General features: G+C 70.0%; 1 pseudogene. It reads left to right on the plus strand.

The annotated features are described in order from the left end of the window. Positions 1-1,600: pseudogene (locus IVB32_RS26345) on the plus strand (hypothetical protein); the annotation flags it as partial. Positions 1,601-1,705 lie beyond the last annotated feature (105 nt).

The following is a 1,705-nucleotide window of genomic DNA, read 5'->3' on the forward strand; positions in this document are numbered from 1 at the left end:
GCAACAGCAGCACCCGAAATACGATCCGAAGCCCGAGCTGCCCAATCCAGCCGCCGCGCAGGCGGCGCACGCCGCCTTCGCCGCCGCGCCGCGCGAATTCCAAGCCGCCGCGCCGGCGGCGCCGCCGCCGATGCCGATGGCACCGCCGGTTCCGCCACGCGCGATCAGCGAAATCCTGGAGCCGCATACCGCGCCCACGCGCGCCGCGCTTGCGCCCGAACTGCCGCCGGATCATCCGCTCGAGCCGGGCACAAGGCCGGGTGCACGCATCGCCACGCCGTCCGAGCGCATCGCTGCGTCCGAAAGCGCAATCAGCGAAATCCCGGCCGCGCCCAAGGAGCCGGTGTCGTCGTCGAGCTTCATCGCTGCCGCGCGCCGCGCAGCGCAAGCCGCCGCCGCGCAGCCACCCGAGAAAACCGGCCGGGCCGCCAAGGCGTCTGCCGGTCGCGCCAAGGACAAGGGCCAGGAAGGCGGGTCGACCATCACCTCGAAGATCCGCTCGCTGCTGGTCGGCGCGAGCGTGGTCGTGATCGTGCTCGGCACCTTCAAGATGGCGATGAACCTGCTCGATGGCAGCAGCTCGTCGCCAGCGCCGCAGGCGATGGAGAATACGTCGAGCGAGCCCGCGCCGCGAGCCATGCCGTCCATTGAGAACAAGCCCGCCGCGCCAGAGCAGGTCACGCCCTCGATGACCTCGCCGACGCCGATCGGAAAGCAGTCGCAGAACAATGCCGCGCCGGGGTCCGTGACGAGCCCGAGCGGCACCGCTTCGGTCGAAATCCCGCAAACCGCGGCGCCAACCCCGCCTGCGGCGTCGAGCGACGTCACCGGCGCGCTGTCGGGCACGAGCCGCGCGAAACTCGCGATGATCCAGGTGCCGCCGACCGAAAAGCTGCCTGACGGCATCGGTGGCCCCGGCTTGCGCACCGCCGCGATGAAGGGCGATGCGACCGCGGCCTACGAGATCGGCGTGCGCTTTGCCGAGGGCAAGGGCGTGGCCGCGAATTACGACGAAGCCGCCAAATGGTACGACCGTGCGGCGCAGGCCGGCGTCGTGCCCGCAACCTTCCGCCTCGGGACACTCTACGAAAAGGGTCTTGGCGTGAAGAAGGACGCCGACATCGCCCGCCGCTACTACACGCAGGCGGCCGAGCGCGGCAACGCCAAGGCGATGCACAATCTCGCGGTGCTCGACGCCGATGGCGGCGGACGCGGAGCCAATTACAAGAGCGCGGCACTGTGGTTCCGGAAGGCCGCCGACCGCGGCGTCGCCGACAGCCAGTTCAACCTCGGCATCCTCTATGCCCGCGGCATCGGGGTCGAGCAGAACCTCGCCGAGTCCTATAAATGGTTCACGCTCGCCGCCGCCCAGGGCGATGCGGACGCGGCCGGCAAGCGCGACGACGTCGCCAAGCGGCTCGACCCGCAATCGCTCGCCGCCGCCAAGCTCGCGATCCAGACCTTCAGCGCCGAACCGCAGCCCGACGACGCCGTCAATGTTGCGGCCCCGAACGGCGGCTGGGACAGCGCCCCGCAGGCCAACGCGAAGCCTGCGCCGAAGCCGGTTGCCGCCAAGCGCGCGGCCTCGGCTGTGCATTAATCGGTTTAGTACGCTTTCTCCTCTTGTCGTCGCCCGGCTTGACCGGGCGACCCAGTATTCCAGAGGCGTCGGTTGGATACGGAGAAGCTGCGCCATAGTGGATGG

The organism is Bradyrhizobium sp. 23 (genome assembly GCF_023073295.1).
GTDB classification, from domain to species: Bacteria; Pseudomonadota; Alphaproteobacteria; order Rhizobiales; family Xanthobacteraceae; genus Bradyrhizobium; species Bradyrhizobium canariense_D.